Annotated in this window: 14 protein-coding genes and 1 tRNA gene; 10 read left to right on the top strand and 5 right to left on the bottom strand. The window is 72.1% G+C overall.

Annotated features, from left to right (window positions below; all coding sequences use genetic code 11):
- Nucleotides 1–186: 186 nt before the first annotated feature.
- Nucleotides 187–273, bottom strand: a tRNA-Ser gene (locus tag IF00_RS0114425).
- Between the two features lie 48 nt (nucleotides 274–321).
- Nucleotides 322–1,791: a S1C family serine protease gene (locus IF00_RS0114420; protein ID WP_030318067.1), complete on the bottom strand. Its 1,470-nt coding sequence runs from the start codon at nucleotides 1,789–1,791 to the stop codon at nucleotides 322–324.
- Nucleotides 1,792–1,998: 207 nt separating this feature from the next.
- Between IF00_RS0114420 and IF00_RS0114415 the strand changes: the two genes are divergently transcribed.
- The 3 genes from IF00_RS0114415 (at nucleotide 1,999) to IF00_RS0114405 (ending at nucleotide 4,801) form a co-directional block, all read left to right on the top strand.
- Nucleotides 1,999–2,820 (top strand): glycerophosphodiester phosphodiesterase, encoded by an 822-nt coding sequence (locus tag IF00_RS0114415; RefSeq protein WP_030318065.1) that lies wholly within the window; start codon nucleotides 1,999–2,001, stop codon nucleotides 2,818–2,820.
- Nucleotides 2,821–2,986: 166 nt separating this feature from the next.
- Complete coding sequence (locus IF00_RS0114410; protein WP_078944681.1) at nucleotides 2,987–3,589, top strand: ATP-binding protein; 603 nt, start codon at nucleotides 2,987–2,989, stop codon at nucleotides 3,587–3,589.
- Nucleotides 3,590–3,823: 234 nt separating this feature from the next.
- The gene (locus IF00_RS0114405; protein ID WP_030318062.1) at nucleotides 3,824–4,801 is read left to right on the top strand and encodes a DUF5926 family protein; all 978 of its coding nucleotides are present in this window, start codon (nucleotides 3,824–3,826) and stop codon (nucleotides 4,799–4,801) included.
- 219 nt (nucleotides 4,802–5,020) lie between these two features.
- On the opposite strand, the gene IF00_RS0114400 is transcribed toward IF00_RS0114405, so the two are convergent.
- Nucleotides 5,021–5,659, bottom strand: a complete 639-nt coding sequence (locus IF00_RS0114400) for a hypothetical protein (RefSeq protein WP_030318060.1) — start codon at nucleotides 5,657–5,659, stop codon at nucleotides 5,021–5,023.
- A 301-nt stretch (nucleotides 5,660–5,960) separates the two neighbouring features.
- Complete coding sequence (locus IF00_RS0114395) at nucleotides 5,961–6,641, bottom strand: bifunctional DNA primase/polymerase (protein WP_030318058.1); 681 nt, start codon at nucleotides 6,639–6,641, stop codon at nucleotides 5,961–5,963.
- A gap of 567 nt (nucleotides 6,642–7,208) precedes the next feature.
- Here IF00_RS0114395 and IF00_RS0114390 point away from each other — a divergent pair.
- Both IF00_RS0114390 and IF00_RS0114385 read left to right on the top strand, forming a co-directional pair.
- Entirely contained in the window at nucleotides 7,209–8,660 is a 1,452-nt protein-coding gene (locus IF00_RS0114390) for a PP2C family protein-serine/threonine phosphatase (RefSeq protein ID WP_078944680.1), read from the top strand.
- A 139-nt stretch (nucleotides 8,661–8,799) separates the two neighbouring features.
- Entirely contained in the window at nucleotides 8,800–10,260 is a 1,461-nt protein-coding gene (locus tag IF00_RS0114385; RefSeq protein WP_030318054.1) for an aminopeptidase P family protein, read from the top strand.
- 71 nt (nucleotides 10,261–10,331) lie between these two features.
- On the opposite strand, the gene IF00_RS0114380 is transcribed toward IF00_RS0114385, so the two are convergent.
- Nucleotides 10,332–10,781, bottom strand: coding sequence for an ATP-binding protein (locus IF00_RS0114380; protein ID WP_030318052.1), 450 nt, complete (start codon nucleotides 10,779–10,781; stop codon nucleotides 10,332–10,334).
- A 213-nt stretch (nucleotides 10,782–10,994) separates the two neighbouring features.
- Between IF00_RS0114380 and IF00_RS0114375 the strand changes: the two genes are divergently transcribed.
- The 5 genes from IF00_RS0114375 (at nucleotide 10,995) to IF00_RS0114355 (ending at nucleotide 15,969) form a co-directional block, all read left to right on the top strand.
- A complete protein-coding gene (locus IF00_RS0114375; RefSeq protein ID WP_030318050.1) occupies nucleotides 10,995–11,786 on the top strand; it encodes a hypothetical protein in 792 nt (263 codons plus the stop codon).
- Nucleotides 11,787–11,897: 111 nt separating this feature from the next.
- Complete coding sequence (locus tag IF00_RS0114370) at nucleotides 11,898–12,680, top strand: YcnI family copper-binding membrane protein (RefSeq protein WP_030318047.1); 783 nt, start codon at nucleotides 11,898–11,900, stop codon at nucleotides 12,678–12,680.
- Between the two features lie 47 nt (nucleotides 12,681–12,727).
- Nucleotides 12,728–13,459: an SCO family protein gene (locus IF00_RS0114365; protein ID WP_051820251.1), complete on the top strand. Its 732-nt coding sequence runs from the start codon at nucleotides 12,728–12,730 to the stop codon at nucleotides 13,457–13,459.
- Entirely contained in the window at nucleotides 13,456–13,923 is a 468-nt protein-coding gene (locus IF00_RS0114360) for a copper chaperone PCu(A)C (RefSeq protein WP_030318044.1), read from the top strand. The genes IF00_RS0114365 and IF00_RS0114360 overlap by 4 nt, the downstream gene beginning before the upstream one ends.
- A 45-nt stretch (nucleotides 13,924–13,968) precedes the next feature.
- On the top strand, nucleotides 13,969–15,969 hold the full coding sequence (locus tag IF00_RS0114355; RefSeq protein WP_030318042.1) for a copper resistance CopC/CopD family protein: 2,001 nt from the start codon (nucleotides 13,969–13,971) through the stop codon (nucleotides 15,967–15,969).
- The last annotated feature ends 3 nt before the right edge of the window (nucleotides 15,970–15,972 follow it).

Genomic DNA, 15,972 nt, shown 5'->3' with positions numbered 1-15,972 from the left:
ATCACGGCACCACCCGGGTCCCGCATCCGCAGAGGCACCCCGGGCGGACCCCGGAAGGACCCGAGGGGCTCAAGAAGCGCGCCCGAAGAGTCCCGGCCCGCCGGAATCCCGCGCCCCCACACACGACGAAGGGGCGCCCCGATATCCGGAGCACCCCTTCCGACCAGCGCGTTCGCCGATCCACTGCGGTGGGTGTGGGATTTGAACCCACGGTGACATCGCTGCCACGACGGTTTTCAAGACCGTTCCCTTAGGCCGCTCGGGCAACCCACCCCGCGCCGGCGGTGTGTCCACCTGCGGCGCGGGGGACAGCCTAGCCGGTCAGCTGTCGCCGGTGCGTTCGCCGAGGGTGACCGTGGCCGTGGAGGTCTTGCCGTCCCGCTCGTAGGTGACCTTGACCTGGTCGCCCGGCTTGTGGGTCCAGATCTCACTGATGAGGGAGGGACCGCTGTCGATCTGGTGGTCGTCGAAGCCCGTGATCACGTCACCGGGCTTCAGGCCCGCCTTCGCCGCCGGACCGTCGGGAGTCACCGATGGGGTGCCGCCCGAGCCCTGGGAGGCGATCGTCGCGCCCTCGCCCTGCTCCTGCATGTTCACCGTCGCGCCGATCACCGGGTACACCGGCTTGCCCGTCCTGATCAGCTGCTGCGCCACGTTCTTCGCCTGGTTCACCGGGATCGCGAAGCCGAGGCCGATCGAACCCGCCTGGGACTGGCCGAAGCCGCTACCGGTGGACTGGATGGCCGAGTTGATGCCGATCACCGCGCCGCTCGCGTCGAGCAGCGGCCCGCCCGAGTTGCCCGGGTTGATCGACGCGTCCGTCTGCAGCGCGCTCATGTACGAGTTGCTGCCGCCCGAACCGTCGCCCGACGCGACCGGACGGTTCTTGGCGCTGATGATGCCCGTCGTCACCGTGTTCGACAGACCGAAGGGCGCGCCGATCGCGATCGTCGAGTCGCCGACCGCCACCTTGTCGGAGTCGCCCAGCGGCAGCGGCTGCAGCCCCTTCGGCGCGTTCGTGAGCTTCAGTACGGCCACGTCGTAGCCCTCGGCCCGGCCGACGACCTCCGCGTCGTACGACTTGCCGTCCGGGAACGTCACGGAGAGCGTGCCGCCGTCCGCCGCCGACGCCACCACGTGGTTGTTGGTGACGATGTGGCCCTCCTGGTCGTACACGAAGCCCGTGCCCGTGCCGCCCTCGGCCTGCGAACCTCCCGACTTCGCCTGGATGGTGACCACGCTCGGCAGCGCCTTCGCGGCGACCGCCGCGACCGTCCCGGGGTCGCGCTTGAACGACGCCGGGGCCTCGCCCGAGGAGACCGTCGTGGAGCTGACGTCGTCGTCACCGCGCTGGGCGGCCCAGTAGCCGATGCCACCACCGATGCCGCCCGCGACGAGCGCCGCGACCAGGACCGCCGCCACCAGGCCGCCGCCCCGTCGCCGCGGGGCCGCGGGAGCGGGCGGGAGCGGGGCGCCCCAGGCGGGCACGGTCGGCGGGGGCGGCGGCCAGCCGGCCCCGGCGGCGGCCGGGGTGGGAGTGGCCGCCGTCGGCTCCGGCGCGGAGGCGGGTGCCGGGGTCTGGGCCGGTGCCGGGGTCGAGGTAGGGGCCGGGGCAGGGGTCGGTTCCGGGACCGCGTTCTGCGCGACCGTCGGGGCCTCCGTCGGCGCGGGAGCCGGCGTCGACACCGAGGGAGTGGCCGGAGGCGTCGGAGTCGTCGGAGGGGTGGACGGAGTGGACGGGGCAGCCGGGTGGTCCGCCGGTACCGCCGTGCCCTCGTTCTCGGTGCTCACAGCTCGCTCTCCTCGTTGACTGCGCGGGGTGGGGTGGGTGGTACCTACGGGTCACCTACTGCGTCCAGGGTGTTGCACCAGCTTTTCCCACAGGACGTCAGGCCGCTGTAAGGCGGAGCTGTGCATTCACCCCCCTACCTTTATATACGGACAGAATGGACACCTTCCGGTGTGCCCGCGCCGCCCCGCCAATGGCACCATGACGCCGTGACTCACGCACGGCAGCACCCGAACAGCGTCCCCCTCCAGGTCGTCGCCCACCGTGGAGCCTCCGAAGACGCACCGGAACACACTCTGGCCGCCTATGTGAAGGCCATCGAGGACGGCGCCGACGCCCTGGAGTGCGACGTCAGGCTCACCGCCGACGGCCATCTCGTCTGCGTCCACGACCGCCGCGTCGACCGCACCTCGAACGGCCGCGGCGCCGTCTCGGCCCTGGAACTCGCCGATCTCGCCGCCCTCGACTTCGGCACCTGGAAGGGCCGCGACGACTCCCGCGAGAGTCCCGACTGGGGCGACCCCGGGTACACCTCCGTCCTCACCCTGGAGCGGCTCCTGGAGCTGGTCTCCGACGCCGGGCGCCAGGTCGAGCTGGCCATCGAGACCAAGCACCCCACCCGCTGGGCCGGCCAGGTCGAGGAGCGGCTGCTCCAGCTCCTGAAGCGTTTCGGCCTGGACGCGCCCGCGTCCCCCGACGAGTCCCCGGTACGCGTCATGAGCTTCTCGGCCCGCTCCCTGCACCGGATCGCCGCCGCGTCGCCGACGCTCCCCACCGTCTCCCTCGCCCAGTTCGTCTCGCCGCGACTGCGTGACGGACGGCTCCCCGCGGGCGCGCGCATCGCCGGGCCGTCGATCCGGATCGTCCGCCACCACCCGGCCGTGATCCTGCGGCTCCAGAAGGCCGGGCACCAGGTCCATGTCTGGACCGTGGACGAGGCCGAGGACGTCGAGCTCTGCGAGCGCCTCGGGGTGGACGCGATCATCACCAACCGCCCCAAGCAGGTGCTCTCCCAGCTGCGTCGCGACTGATGTCTCCGGCGGCCGACGCGTTCCCGCGACGGGCACGTTTCCCGCGTTTCGCCCTTTCTCGCCTTCCCGGCCTCCCCTTCAGCACCCTCTTCCCCTTGCGCCACAAGGCTTCACAGGGCTTACAGGGAGTGCACCGGCGCGTTCCACGCGTACGCGATCGTCACGAGTGCCTCATCGCACACTGATTGGCCGGTTTCCGGTCCAGGCCATTGGGGCATCCACACCGTGGCGTGGGGCAAAGGAGGTCTCGGGGGTGGCGTTGGTGGTGGCACAGGAGGTGCCCACGTCGTCGAGCATGGCCGTACCCCATGGCCCTGCGGGCGTGGGTGAGGCGAGACACCGGATGCGGGACGAGCTGTACCGCAGCGGGGTGTCCGAATCGGTCGTCGACGACGCGGTGCTGATCCTTTCCGAGTTGCTCAGCAATGCCTGCCGGTACGGCAGGCCGCTGGGGCAGGCGGATCGAGGCGACGGGGATGTACGGGCGGCCTGGCGGGTGGACCCGGCGGGCGGCCTCAGAGTCGAGGTCACGGACGGAGGCGGTCCGACCCGGCCCGTTCCGGCGACGCCGTCGGTCACCGCACGGGGCGGCCGCGGGCTGAACATCATCAGCGCGCTGGCGCAGGACTGGGGTGTGCGGGACAGCGCGACCGGCGAGGTCACGGTCTGGGTGGTGGTGACCGCGGGACACCGCCGCGAGGACTTCGCGTCCCGTGTCGGCGGCGGCTCCCGCTTCGACATCCTGGACGCGTACGACGACCTGGACTGACGTCGTACGAGGATCCCGGCGCCGTACGACCTGGAGCGACGCCGTACGAGCATCCCGGCGCCGCACCGTGGTCGGCGGTCTCCGCACGGGGCGATCCCGACCGCGCACGGCGCCCCGCGGCCGCCCCCTCACGGGGGGGGGCAACGGCCCGCCTGAAGGGCGTCGGTGCGCGGTGCGGCTAGGCTCGCGCCCGGAACAAGCACCGCACCGCCGCGATCGGGAGAAAGCCACACCATGGCCAAGAAGCGCCCCCAGACGAAGGCCGGCAAGACCGGTCAGGCACAGGTCACGAACGGGGAGATCCCGGTCGTCGGGGCGCGCGAGCCGTGCCCGTGCGGTTCGGGCCGCCGCTACAAGGCGTGTCACGGCCGGGCCGCCGCGCACGCCGTGACCGAACTCGTCCAGCGCCCCTTCGAGGGCCTGGCCGGCGAGTGCGACTGGGTCGCGCTGCGCGAGCTGGTGCCCGCCGCCACCGTGCCGCTCACCCTCAAGGGCGGGCTCCCGGAGGGCGTTCCCTCCGTGACGCTCGCGACCGTGCTGCCGATGGCGTGGCCGGCGCTCCGCCGCGACGACGGCTCCGTCCTGCTCGCCCTGCAGAACGACTCCACCTCCGGCGACCTCGCCCGCGACCTCGCCGACACCCTCCAGCGCGCCCTGGAGACCGAGCCGGGCACCCCGGTCCCGCCGCGCCGCGTACCGGCCGAGGGCCCGCGCCTGCAGGATCTGCTCGACGCGGACGCCGCGTTCGCCCCTGAGGTCCACTCGGGCTTCGAGTTCTGGATCCCGCAGTCCGCGGACGGCGCCGACCCGGAGGTCGCCGCCTCCCTGGAGCGGGCCAACGCGGCCGCGATCCCCACCGTGAAGCTGGCGAGCGTCGACTCGGCCTACTGGTGCGAGACCCCGGACAAGAACCACCTGCGCTGGGTCATGCCGTACCCGGAGGAGAAGCTCCTCGACGCGCTCGCCCGTCTCCAGGCCGCCGGCGGTACCTCCATCGGCGCGGACACCCGCCTCGTCGGTTCGTTCCGCGCGCACGGACTGATGGTGCCGGTCTGGGATCTTCCGACCTCGATGACGGCGGAGGAGTGCGAGAAGCCGGCCGCCGAGTTCGCCGAGCGGCTGACCGAAGCGCTCGCCTCGGACGCTCCGCTCACCGCGGAGGAGCGGCGCGCGCGTGGCGGTCTCACGAACCGTCAGGTGACTCTCAGCTGATACCCCGCGTGGTATCGGTGACTGACAGACCGACCAGTCGGTGACTTCCGCCACAACCCGGTCTGCGGACGGGTAAATCCCTGTCCGAATAACCGAGATCGAATTTGCGAACAGCAGATCTCTTGTTACCGTTCTGGAAGCCCGGTCGCTGGTGCATCCCCCGTCGCCAGCGATCGGGCCTTTCCATGTCCGCCTCCGGCAGGTCCGAGGCGTCGACGCTCAACTTCCTTCGCTGTCCGCCGTGTTGCTGCCCGCCCGCAGCAGCAGCGGGGTGTTGTCCCCTTCGCCGGTTCCTGCGAATTCCGCTACCGCCGTATAGGCCGTGGCCACCCCCTTGCCCCGCTCCCTGGGCGTTTCACAGGTTCCCGGTTCGTCCTGCGCGGCGACCGGGCAACGGACCTGAACGGTCCGCCCACCGGGCGCCATGAGGGTCAGAAACGCGTCGAGATTCTGGCCGGTCGCGTTCCGGTAGTACGTACGCCCCCACGTGTCGGGTCCCTCCGCCAGGACGCAGGTCTGCGCCTCGACCCCCTCGGGAGAGGCGAGTTCCGGCCCACAGTTCGTGACCCGCTCCGGAGGCGCCGGAGCGGCCGGGACACTACGGGGAGTGACGGGGGCGCCGGGTGGGACGGGGGTGGAGGGGTCGGCTGCGGACTCCGCACGGCGGCCCAGGCCCAGCCCGTTCAGCAGGTCCCCGGGCTTCGCGTCGGCGTCGGCGGCGTCGGCCGCACGCGCCGGTCGTGCGGACCCACCCGCCACGGGCTCGCCCGTCGGCCCGGCCATCGCGACCAGCGGCAGCAGCACGGCGACCGTGACGGCGGCCCCGAGTCCGACCACACGGAGGTTCACCGGACCCATGCGCCCCACCTGCTCCTGCTCGGCTGGAGATCTTGAACGGTGGGGTGAACATAGCGGCGGCCGACGGGCGCACGGTCGGCCGCGCGCCCGTTTCCCGTACAAGTCGGACCAGTACGCACCCGTTCGGGTGAAGGATGTCCCGCCGCGCTGCCGCCGGTGCCGCCATCGGTACGGGTACCGGTGTCGCCGCCGGCGCCGATGCCTGCGCCCCGCCGGCGCCGGCCCGGCGCCGATGCTGCGCCGGTGTCGCCCGCCAGGGCCGAGAGGGCGCCTTTTCCGTACGCCAGCCGGCCCCCCGCTCTCAGTACGCCAGCCGGCTCCCGCCGCCCGGCGTGCTCGTGCTCGCTTCCACCAGGGCGTCGACCACCGCCTCCACGTCCGGCAGCCACGGCCGGGCCGAGCCCGCGAGAGGGGCCCGCTCCCACCGGACCTGCCCGGTCCCGGCGACCGAGGGCGGAAGGAGTAGATAGCCGCCCTCTCCATGGAAGCGCAGCGAGCTGGGGACGCTGTCCTTCGCGTACAGCAGCTCGCCGAGCCGTTCGAGGCCGTACGGGGCCACGAGGATCGACCATCGCGTCGGGGTCGCGACCACCGGGCCGAGCCGCATGCCCATGGCGTCGAGCGCGGCGAGCGCCCGCGCTCCCGCGACCGCGGGCAGACTGACCGCGCAGGGCGCGCCGCCTCCCGTGGCGAGCACCACCGGGGCGTCCGGGCGCCGGGTCCACCACCAGCGGATCATCCGCTCGTCGGTGGTGGCCGCGAGCAGCCCGGGGTCGTAGGGGTGTGCGCCGGGCACCACGCACTCGGGGTCGGGGCAGGAGCAGGCGGCTCCCGCGGACGTGCGGGTCGTCGCTCTCAGGCCCGCTCCCGGCAGAACGGGCCAGTCCCATTCGACGGCGAAGGTGACCGCCGCGTCGAGCCGGGCGGTCCTCGCCTTGCGCCGGAACCGGAGCCTGCGTCGCCTTCCGAGGATCTCGCGCATGAGCGCTCGTTCCTTTCCGTTGAACGCCGAATCCACATCACACCATGTGCAGGACACTTCACCGTGCGTATCAGCGCGTACCGGGTCGGCGGGACGGTGGCCCCTGTCGGAGCGGGGCCGGCCCGGGCCGGAACCAGGTGGAACCCACGTGGAAACCAGATGGAGCGGGTCAGTACCAGGTGGAGCCAGGTCAGAACGAGGTGGAGCCGGGTCAGCACCAGGGGCGGGTCAGAACACGTTCCCCGCCACTCGGTGACGGGCTGCGGCCTGCGGCATGTAAGACGCCGGGGTCCCGCGTCGCGTTCCGGGGCAGCTTCAACTGCCCCTGCCTGTCACCGATTACGTACCCAGCACGCTCGGAATGACGCGCTTTCAAACGACGCCAGTCGACCGCAAAAGGTGCACACCGAGGACAATTTTCGGCCAACTTCGCCAGTACTTCAACCCTCTCGCACGACCTCACGGACACCACAAGTCCCGTGGGGACAATGCTGGACATCGTTCCTCTTGTGCGTGTACATGTGGATGCATCGAGCGGCTCAGAATGACATGGGGGTTTGCGATGCTATGGCGTCAAACGCACCGGTCGGAAAGCCGACTGACATGAGCGCCCCACAGATGCCGAAAGTGGCCGGAATCGATTCAACGGTTCCCGGGCCCCCGCACACTACGGCGCCCCTCCCCGGGGTCCCCGCGGCGGCAGCACCCTCCGAACCGGTCTCCCCACCGGGAGCGCTGATCCAGGACCGGCTGGCCTCCTGGGTCTCCGACCTCACCACCCTCCACGAACTCACCGAGCGCCTCATCAGGACCGCCTCCCTCGACGAGGCCCTCCGGGAGGTCCTCGGCGCCGGCGCCGCCCTCGTCGGGGCCCGCCGCGGCATGGCCGTCCTCGAACCGGCCGACGGGCTCGGCCCCGCCTCCACCATCGGCCTCGGCCTCGCCCACTCGGACCTCGGCACGATCGAGACCGTCCCGCGCGGCACCAGCAGCTACGGCCGCCTCCTCGACGGCCTCCCCGATCCGGTCCACCCCGAGCGGGTCCCCGATCCGATCGCCATCCGCGACGTCCGCACCGAGGAGGGCCTCGACCCGCGCCACCGCGAGGTCGCCGCCCGCCTCGGCTACGCCGCCAGCTACGCCCTCCCCCTCGCCACCGAGGAGGCCGGACGGCTCGGTGCCGCCGTCTGGCTCTACGACGAGCCCGCCGAACCCACCGACCGCCAGCGCCACCTCATCGGGCTCTACGGCCGTTTCGCCACCGAGCACCTCGCCCGCCTCCTCCAGGTCGAACGCGCCCGCGTGCAGGTCGCCACCATCGCCGAGGAGCTGCTCCCCAGCCGTCTCCCCCGCGTCCCCGGCGTCCAGCTGGCCGCCCGCCACCGCACCGGCCCCCGGGGCGGCGGCGACTGGTACGACGCGCTGCCGCTGCCCGAGGGCGCCCTCGGCCTCGCCGTCGGCTCGGTCTCCGGCACCGGACCCAGCGCACTCGCGGCCATGGGGCGGCTGCGCGCCTCCCTGCGCGCGTACGCGGTGATGGAGGGCGAGGACCCCGTCGCCGTCCTCTCCGACCTGGAGCTCCTGCTCCGGCTCACCGAACCGGCCCGCTCGGCGACCGCGCTCTTCGCGTACGCCGAACCGGCGCAGCGCCGGATCGTCCTCGCGGGCGCCGGGCACGCGCCGCCGCTGGTCATCGGGGATCGGCGCACCGAGTTCGTCGAGACCTCGCTCTCGGCCCCGCTCGGGATGCTGTCCTGCTGGGAGGCGCCGAGCGTGGAGCTGTCCCCCGAGCCCGGAGAAACGGTGCTTCTCTACACCGACGGGCTGCTGCGCCGTACCGGCGACGCCATGGACCGGGCTTTCGCGCGGCTCCACGCGGCGGCGTCGAGCGTGCCGAAGGCGGACCGGGGCGACCCGGGCGCCGTCGCCGACCACGTCCTGCGGACCATGCTGCCCGAGGGTCTCGACACCGCCGTGGACGGGGAGGACGTGGTCCTGCTCGCCGCCCGCTTCGACTGAGCGGCACGGGGCGGCCGCCCGCGTGGGTACACGTAAGCGGAGCGTGACATTCCGGTAATGGGTCTTCCGGCCCTGGGCCCCCTTCCGTACGACCGTACGATGGTGGGGGTTCAGTGTCGTACCAAGAGGAGGCAGACCCGTGGCCGAGGAGCTCACGCCGGAGACCCCGGAAGAGACTGAGGAACAGGCGATCAAGCAGCGGAAGAACGGCCTGTACCCGGGCGTCTCCGACGAGCTGGCCGAGAACATGAAGTCCGGCTGGGCCGACACCGAGCTGCGCGGCCTGGAGCCGATCGCCCAGGCCGACAAGACCGCCGAGCGCCGCGCGGCGCTCTCCGCCCGCTTCCCGGGCGAGCGCCTGGTGATCCCGGCCGGCAGGCTGAAGACCCGGTCGAACGACACCGAGTACGCCTTCCGCGCCTCCACCGAGTACGCGTACCTCACCGGCGACCAGACCCAGGACGGCGTCCTCGTCCTGGAGCCGACGAAGAGCGGCCACGAGGCGACGATCTACCTGCTGCCGCGCTCCGACCGTGAGAACGGCGAGTTCTGGCTCGACGGCCAGGGCGAGCTGTGGGTCGGCCGCCGCCACTCCCTCACCGAGGCCGAGCAGCTCCTCGGCGTCCCCGCGAAGGACGTCCGCGAGCTGGCCGAGGCGCTGCGCGAGGCCACCGGCCCCGTCCGCAACGTGCGCGGCCACGACGCCGGCATCGAGGCCGCGCTGACCGACAAGGTCACCGCCGAGCGCGACGAGGAACTCCGCGTCTACCTCTCCGAGGCCCGTCTCATCAAGGACTCCTTCGAGATCGCCGAGCTGGAGAAGGCCTGCGCCTCCACCGCCCGCGGCTTCGAGGACGTCGTCAAGGTCCTCGACAAGGCCGAGGCCACCAGCGAGCGCTACATCGAGGGAACCTTCTTCCTCCGCGCCCGCGTCGAGGGGAACGACATCGGCTACGGCTCCATCTGCGCCGCCGGCCCGCACGCCACCACCCTGCACTGGGTGCGCAACGACGGCGACGTCCGCTCCGGCGACCTGCTGCTGCTCGACGCCGGCGTGGAGACCACGGAGCTCTACACCGCGGACATCACCCGCACCCTGCCGATCAACGGCCGGTACACCGAGCTCCAGCGCAAGATCTACGACGCCGTGTACGAGGCGCAGGAGGCCGGCATCGCCGCGGTGAAGCCCGGCGCCGCCTACCGCGACTTCCACGACGCCGCGCAGCGCGTCCTCGCCGAGAAGCTCGTCGAGTGGGGCCTCGTCGAGGGCCCGGTCGAGCGCGTCCTGGAGCTCGGCCTCCAGCGCCGCTGGACCCTGCACGGCACCGGCCACATGCTCGGCATGGACGTCCACGACTGCGCCGCCGCGCGCACCGAGGCCTACGTCGACACGACCCTCGCGCCGGGCATGTGCCTGACCGTCGAGCCGGGTCTGTACTTCCAGGCCGACGACCTGACCGTGCCGGAGGAGTACCGCGGCATCGGCGTCCGGATCGAGGACGACATCCTCGTCACCGAGGACGGCAACCGGAACCTCTCGGACGCGCTGCCGCGCCACGCCGACGAGGTCGAGGCGTGGATGGCCGCGCTGAAGGGCTGACCTCCGCGTACGTTGGAACCGAAGGGCCCTCGCCGACCGACCGGCGGGGGCCCTTCCCCGTGCTCCCGTGCTCACGCCATGAGCAGGGAAGGGCTGTCCTTCCACTTCAGGATCTTGTCGAAGCTGACCACCGCACCGCCCCGGCCCGACCGGTTGCCGAACTGCACATGGTCCGCGAGCTCCTCGATGAGACGCAGCCCCCGGCCGTGCTCGGCGTCCGACGGCGCGGCGGGCAGCTCGGCGCCGGGGAAACCCGGGCCCGAGTCCGCCACCTCGATACGGCAGGTCTCGCCGTCCAGGTACGCCGTCACCCGATAGGCCCTGCCGGCCGCACCCGACGCGTCGGACCCGTCGCCACCGTGCTCGACCGCGTTCGCGCACGCCTCGGTCAGCGCGACCGACAGTTCGTACGACACGTCGGGATCGACACCCGCCGTCTCCATCGTGCCCAGCAGAAGCCTTCGGGCGAGCGGCACGCTCGCGGCTTCGCGCCGCAGATGGAGTGACCACCAGATGCTCATACTCCAGCCTCCCGGCAGCGGCTCGACATACCGATACCTATTGCCGGACAGAACCCTTCGTAAGCGCACGGACGCGTCAAGAGCGCTCGATCGGCGGATGCATCGGGCCAGTGCGCCGGTGTATGTCACCCCGAAGACCCGCAAGAGCCCCAAGAACGACCTTCTGGACCTGCCTCATACCGGTGGGGCCCGTGGTGCGATGATGGGCCCGCCATGAATGCCCCCGCGCTCGCTCCACGGCTGCTGAGGGCCGCGGTGTTCACCGCGGTCTGCGTCGTGCTGTCCGCGCTCGGGCACGCCATCGCCGCCTGTGCGGGCATCGCCCTGTGGACGCTGCTCGCCGGATTCCTCGGCGTCTTCGGCATCACCGTCCTCTTCACCGGACGGGAACGCTCGCTCGGCTTCGTCGTCGGCGCCCTCGCCGGCGGACAGCTCGGGCTGCACGTCCTCTTCGGTCTCGGCCAGCGCCGGCTCGGCCTGAGCCAGCAGGCCGACGACGCCCTCGTACGAATGGCGGCACGGCTCGTCTGCGGCGCGGGGCCCTCGTCCCTCACCTCCGCCGACGCCACCAGGATCATCCGCGACGCCGGGCTCGACCCGGCCACCGCGCAGTCCGGTGCCCACCACCTCGGACACACGGCCGCCGCGGCGACCGCGCCCGCCGGTGAGCTGCTGCCCGGTCTGCCCATGCTCCTCGGCCACCTGCTGGCCGCCGTGGCCACGGGCTGGCTGCTGCGCCGCGGCGACCGGGCCCTCGGCCGTCTCGTCGAACTCTCCGAGCAGGGGGCGACGGAGCTCGCCGAATGCGCCCTCGTCCGCTCGCTGCGGGCCGCGCTCCGGCTCGTTCGGGCGCTGCTCAACGGCCTCGCGGCGACGCCCGGCACCGGGCCTCGCCGGACGGTCCGTGCGGCCTTCGACTCCTCGCCACCGCCGGTGGCCGAGGCACTCGAGGACACGCTGATCAGGCGGGGCCCGCCGGCCGTCGACTGCGTTCTCGCAGCCTGACGCGGACCGCTCACAGGGAGCGGGGCCGTGCTCGTCCGCACGCCGCTCCAGGGTCTGTCCCGCGGCGCGCCGGACTCCCTCGCCTTCCTCCGAGCTGGAGTGTCTTCTGCCATGACCGTTTCCCGTGTCTCCTCCCGCGTCTCCGCCACCCGGGTCGCCCTCGCCGGTGGCATCGCCCTCTCCTCCGTCGTCCTGCTGTCCGGCACGGCGTTCGCGCACGTGAGCGTTCAGCCGCAGGGCCAGGCCACCAAGGGCGGCTACGCGACCGTCAACATCAAGGTCCCGAACGAGCGCGACAACGCCTCCACCGTGAAGGTCGAGGTCAATTTCCCGCTCGACCACCCGCTCGCCTCCGTCATGCCGCAGCCCATCCCCGGCTGGAAGGCCGAGGTGACCAAGAGCAAGCTCAGCAAGCCGCTGGAGCTGCACGGCAAGACCATCAACGAGGCCGTCTCCAAGGTGACGTGGACCGCCGACGGCTCGAAGATCGGCCCCGGCCAGTTCCAGCAGTTCCCGCTCTCCCTCGGCCAGCTGCCCGAGGACGCCGACCAGCTGGTCCTCAAGGCGATCCAGACGTACGACAACAAGGAGGTCGTGCGCTGGATCGAGGAGCAGAAGGAGGGCGCGGAGGAGCCGCAGAACCCCGCCCCCGTCCTGAAGCTCTCCGCCGCCTCCGGCGACCACCACGGTGGCGCCGCCCCGTCCGCCTCTGCCTCGGCTCCGGCCGCGGCGGACGAGAAGGCCGGGCACGACGACAAGGCCGACGCGAAGAAGGAGACGGCCGCCGCCGACTCCTCCGACACCACGGCCCGGATCCTCGGCGTCATCGGCATCCTCGTCGGCATCGCCGGCGTCGCGTTCGGTGTCCTCGCCGGCCGCCGCCGCTCGGCCTGACGGCCGCCCTCATCCAGAGAACCCGGAAAGAAGCGGAAAGAAACAGCATGTCCGCAGAGAAGACCCCCTCTCAGAAGCCCGAGGACGGCCCCGCCCGTCCCGGGCGCCACACCCCGTTGATCGTCGCCGCGATCGCGATCGTCGCCGCGATCGGCATCACCGCGGCCGTCGGCCTCGGCGGCAACGACGACAAGTCCTCCGCCGACGGCTCCGGCTCGGTCGCCGTGGTCTCCGGCGGCGACGACTCCACCAAGGCCGCGACCGTCCTCGACCGGCCGTTCACCAAGCCCGGGCTCGTCCTCACCGACACCAAGGGCCAGAAGTACGACCTGCGGGAGCGGACCAAGGGCAAGCCGACGCTCATCTACTTCGGCTACACGCACTGCCCCGACGTCTGCCCCATGACGATGAGCAACATCGCCATCGCCAAGAAGCAGCTCCCCAAGGCCGACCAGGACAAGCTCCAGGTCGTCTTCGTCACCACCGACCCCGAGCGGGACACCTCGGCCGAGCTCGCCAAGTGGCTGCCCGCCGCGGGCGACCCCTCCTTCACCGGTCTCACCGGTTCGTTCTCCACCATCCAGGCGGGGGCGCGGCAGATCGGCATCGGCATCGACCCGCCGAAGAAGGAGAACGGCAAGGTCGTCTCCATGCACGGAGCGCAGGTGATCGCCTTCTCGCCGACGACCGACCAGGGCTATGTCCTGTACGGCGAGGACACGAGCGTCGACGACTACGCCAAGGATCTGCCGAAGCTCATCAAGGGGGAGAACCCGTGAACCGCCGCACCACCACCCTGTCCGCCTCCGTGGCGCTCGCCGCCGCGCTCGCGCTGACCGGGTGTTCGTCCTCGTCCGAAGCGTCCGAGGACGGGAAGCCCGACCTGAAGGTCAGCGGCGCGTTCATGCCGCAGCCGGTGATGGACATGGCCGGCGGCTTCCTCACCATCAAGAACGACAGCGGCACCGCGGACAAGCTCACCTCGGTCACCAGCTCCCTCTCGGACGACGTCACGATCCACGAGACGAAGAACCAGAAGATGGAGGAGGTGAAGTCCTTCGACATCCCCGCGAACGGGGAGCTGAAGCTCGCCCGCGGTGGCAACCACATCATGTTCATGGAACTGAAGAAGCAGCCCAAGCAGGGCGAGAAGGTCAGCATCGAGCTCCACTTCGAGAAGTCCGACCCGATCAAGGTCGACCTTCCCGTCGAAGCCGCCAACCACAACCCGCAGCAGCACTGAGCGCGTTGACGGAGTTCTCACAGAACTGACGGAGAGAACCGGAAGATGACAACCACCGCCCCGCGCCTCGGTACCGCCCTGGCCCGGCTGCTGATCCTCGCGGCCGCGCTGCTCGGCACGCTGCTCGCCGGTGCCGCCCCCGCGTCCGCGCACGCGGCGCTGACCGGAAGCGATCCGAAGGACGGGGCGGTGGTCGCCGCCGCTCCCAAGGAGGTCAACCTCACCTTCTCCGAACAGGTCGCCATGAGCGCCGACTCGATCCGGGTCCTCGACCCGGCGGGCCGGCGGGCCGACACCGGCGAGATACTCGACCTCTGCAGCGGCTCGATCGTCCGCTACGGGGTGGCGCTCCGGTCCGGGCTGCCCGACGGCACGTACACCGTGGCCTGGCAGACCGTCTCGGCCGACAGCCACCCCATCGCGGGCGCCTTCACCTTCTCCATCGGCGCCCCCTCCGCGACGTCCGTCGCCCTGCCCGACCGGACGGCCGGCGGCGGCATCGTCGGCACTCTCTACGGCATCGCGCGCTACGTCTCGTACGCCGGGTTCGCCGTCCTCGTCGGCGGCGGCGCCTTCGTCCTGGCCTGCTGGCCGCGCGGCGCGAGCGTCCGCCCCGTCCAGCAGACCGTGGTCCGGGGCTGGCTGGCCCTCACCGGCGCCACCCTGGCCATGCTGCTCCTGCGCAACCCGTACACCGGCTCCGGTGAACTCTCCGACGCCTTCGACCTGGCGGGTCTGAAGGCCGTCCTGGAGACGAAGACCGGCGCCGCGCTCACCTCCCGGCTGCTGCTGCTCGGCGCGGCCGCGCTCTTCGTGGCCGTCCTCTTCGGCGCCTACGCCCGGCGGACCGACCCGAAGGAGAAGAAGGACCTCGCGTTCGGACTCGGCGTCGGCGGCACCGTCGTGGCCGCGGGGATCGCCGGCACCTGGGCGCTGGCGGAGCACGCCTCGACCGGTATCCAGCCCGGGATCGCCATGCCCGTCGACATCCTGCACCTGCTGGCCGTCGCCACCTGGCTCGGCGGTCTCACGGTGCTGCTCGTCTCCCTCTACAAGGCGCCGTCCGTCGACCGCTCGGCGATCGAACGCTTCTCCAAGGTGGCCTTCGGCTCCGTGGCCGTCCTCGCGGCCACCGGCCTCTACCAGTCCTGGCGCCAGGTGGGCTCCTGGTCCGCGCTGACCGGGACCCGCTACGGGCAACTGCTGCTCGTCAAGATCGGCCTGATGTGCGTCCTCATCGGCATCGCCTGGATCTCGCGCCGCTGGACCCAGCGCCTCGCCGCCCCTGAGCCGGCGGAGGAAGCCGAGCAGACGGCGGCCGAGCAGACGGAGGCCGCGGTGGAGGCCGGGGAAACCGAAGAGGCCCACGAGGCTGAAGGCACCGGCACGGCTCAAGGCGCCGTCGACGCCGGCGCGGGGGCGGCGGCCGAGACCGAGGCCACGGGGACCGCCGAGACCGACGATCCCGAGCGGGCCGCTCAGCTCGCCCGACAGCGGGCCGCCGTCGCCACCGCGCGGCGCAAGCGGGAGCGGGACGCCGACCCCGAGAGGGCCGGTCTGCGCCGCTCGGTGCTGACCGAGGCCGCCGTCGCCGTCGTGCTCCTCGCCGTCACCACCGTCCTCACCTCGACCGAGCCCGGCCGCACCGAGGAGGAGGCGGGGCGGGGCGGCACCGCCGCTTCCGGCCCGGCCGCCGTGCCCGACCGGCCCGTCGACATCCGGCTGCCCTTCGACACCGGCGGCATCGAGGGCAAGGGTGTCGTCAGGCTCAGCCTCGACCCGGGCCGCACCGGCGCCAACGCACTCCACCTCTTCGTCGAACGCCCCAACGGCAAGCCGCTGGACGTCCCCGAGATCAAGGTCGCCCTCACCCTGGAGGCGAAGGACGTCGGCCCGCTGCCCGTCGCCCCGGACCGGATCCAGACCGGACACTGGAGCGCGAGCGGCGTCCAGATCCCGATGCCCGGCGAGTGGCGGATCCAGGTGACCGTCCGTACCTCCGAGATCGACCAGACCACCATCGAGAAGAACGTGAAGATCGGCTGACCC

The organism is Streptomyces flavochromogenes (genome assembly GCF_000717595.1).
Taxonomy (GTDB): domain Bacteria; phylum Actinomycetota; class Actinomycetes; order Streptomycetales; family Streptomycetaceae; genus Streptomyces; species Streptomyces flavochromogenes.
Note: the sequence above shows the minus strand (reverse complement) of the source record. Positions and strands in the feature narration are given on the sequence as shown.

Excerpts from the sequence above, each read along its gene's own strand:
- IF00_RS0114405 (WP_030318062.1), top strand. The coding sequence starts at position 3,824 with ATGGCCAAGAAGCGCCCCCAGACGAAGGCCGGCAAGACCGGTCAGGCA.
- IF00_RS0114400 (WP_030318060.1), bottom strand. The coding sequence starts at position 5,659 with ATGGGTCCGGTGAACCTCCGTGTGGTCGGACTCGGGGCCGCCGTCACG.
- IF00_RS0114395 (WP_030318058.1), bottom strand. The coding sequence starts at position 6,641 with ATGCGCGAGATCCTCGGAAGGCGACGCAGGCTCCGGTTCCGGCGCAAG.
- IF00_RS0114390 (WP_078944680.1), top strand. The coding sequence starts at position 7,209 with ATGGCGTCAAACGCACCGGTCGGAAAGCCGACTGACATGAGCGCCCCA.
- IF00_RS0114380 (WP_030318052.1), bottom strand. The coding sequence starts at position 10,781 with ATGAGCATCTGGTGGTCACTCCATCTGCGGCGCGAAGCCGCGAGCGTG.
- IF00_RS0114375 (WP_030318050.1), top strand. The coding sequence starts at position 10,995 with ATGAATGCCCCCGCGCTCGCTCCACGGCTGCTGAGGGCCGCGGTGTTC.
- IF00_RS0114370 (WP_030318047.1), top strand. The coding sequence starts at position 11,898 with ATGACCGTTTCCCGTGTCTCCTCCCGCGTCTCCGCCACCCGGGTCGCC.
- IF00_RS0114365 (WP_051820251.1), top strand. The coding sequence starts at position 12,728 with ATGTCCGCAGAGAAGACCCCCTCTCAGAAGCCCGAGGACGGCCCCGCC.
- IF00_RS0114355 (WP_030318042.1), top strand. The coding sequence starts at position 13,969 with ATGACAACCACCGCCCCGCGCCTCGGTACCGCCCTGGCCCGGCTGCTG.